We start from the raw sequence: 1,383 nt of genomic DNA, 5'->3' as shown, positions 1-1,383 counted from the left end.
CAAAAAAATCAAAATTCTGTTTTTATGTACCGGAAATTCATGTCGCAGCCAGATGGCTGAAGGCTGGACCAGGGTCCTCAAGGAAAAACAGATTGAAGCTTTTTCCGCTGGAATTGAAACCCACGGTCTTAATCCATCTGCCGTCAAAGTAATGGCTGAGGCCGGGGTGGATATTTCTCACCAGCGCTCCAAGCTGGCGGATGAATTTGTGGATATCGATCTGGATGCCATCATAACGGTGTGCGGACATGCCCATGAAAGCTGTCCTTATTTTTCCAGCGGCAGTAAAATCATACATATGGGATTTAATGACCCACCCCAAATGGCTCAAAAACTTGCAGAACAGGGAGCTGATGAAAAAACGCAGCTCGATTGCTACCGTCGGGTGCGCGATGAAATCAAAGCCTTTGTGGAAACACTGCCAGAATCACTTTGAACTGATCGGCCAGTGCGTCTGGATTGGTCTGGAAATGTGGAACCACTAGATAAGGGATATTGACGTATTATTATTTCCATATCTAGTGTCTTGATTTTTTTACTGACATAGACGATACTTCACTTAGGAGGGCTTGAGAGATGGTAAAAACTGTGCCAAGTCAACTTATTTTAAGAAGCTACGGCTATTACAACGACAAAAAGTGGATAGGCTTGTGCATTGATTTTGATATAGCTGTCCAGGCCCACACGGAAGCTGAGCTTAAAAAAAAGATGCAGGATGCCATCAAATCTTATATTGAAACAGTCCTCAATACCGACAATAAGGAATCAATCTCTGAATTATTAAATCGCAAAGCCCCTCCCCTTTCCATCATAAAGTTTCACCTGATTAGCGCCCTGATGGAGTTTAGGCACCTGCGTCGCAAATTCTTTACCTTTGACGAAGTCCTTCCCTTTCACCTGTCCAGTTCCTGTTCATGCTAAATGGGTTTCAGGTATCCAGAGTTAACTCCTGCCAAGGTAAGAAAAATTTTGAAAAGGGCTGACTTTAAAAGAGTCAGGCAGAAAGGCAGTCACGAACAGTGGGAAGGAGTGACCGACGGCAAGCGGCGCATTGTAACCGTAGATACCTTGGGGAGCCGGAACGAGACATACGGGACCAAGCTGATAAAATCAATGATCAGGCAGTCCGGCCTTAGTAAAAAGGATTTCTACCAAAAATTAAATTAATCAATCATACCCGCCTCCCGGCGGGTTTTTTATTCTCTCCTGAGTTCTTCTTCTCATTGGTTCAGTAATGATTTTTTCTAAAAAATAGCTTTAAGCAATGAAAAAGTGTGGGGCAAAATGAAAAAATAAAAAAGCACCTACCGAAAAATCCGTATAACCCTTTGATTTCATTGGAGCCGATGAGCGGAGTTGAACCGCTGACCTACTGATTACGAA

At 43.3% G+C, this 1,383-nt stretch carries 2 protein-coding genes; both read left to right on the top strand.

Annotated features, from left to right (window positions below; translation table 11 throughout):
• A partial coding sequence (locus tag U9P07_04285) for an arsenate reductase ArsC (protein MEA2108618.1) occupies positions 1–436 on the top strand: 436 nt, incomplete at its 5' end.
• Between the two features lie 140 nt (positions 437–576).
• Complete coding sequence (locus tag U9P07_04280) at positions 577–921, top strand: hypothetical protein (GenBank protein MEA2108617.1); 345 nt, start codon at positions 577–579, stop codon at positions 919–921.
• Positions 922–1,383: the final 462 nt, after the last annotated feature.

The sequence above is a fragment of the Pseudomonadota bacterium genome, assembly GCA_034660915.1.
In the GTDB taxonomy this organism is placed as follows: Bacteria; Desulfobacterota; Anaeroferrophillalia; order Anaeroferrophillales; family Anaeroferrophillaceae; genus DQWO01.
Note: the sequence above shows the minus strand (reverse complement) of the source record. Positions and strands in the feature narration are given on the sequence as shown.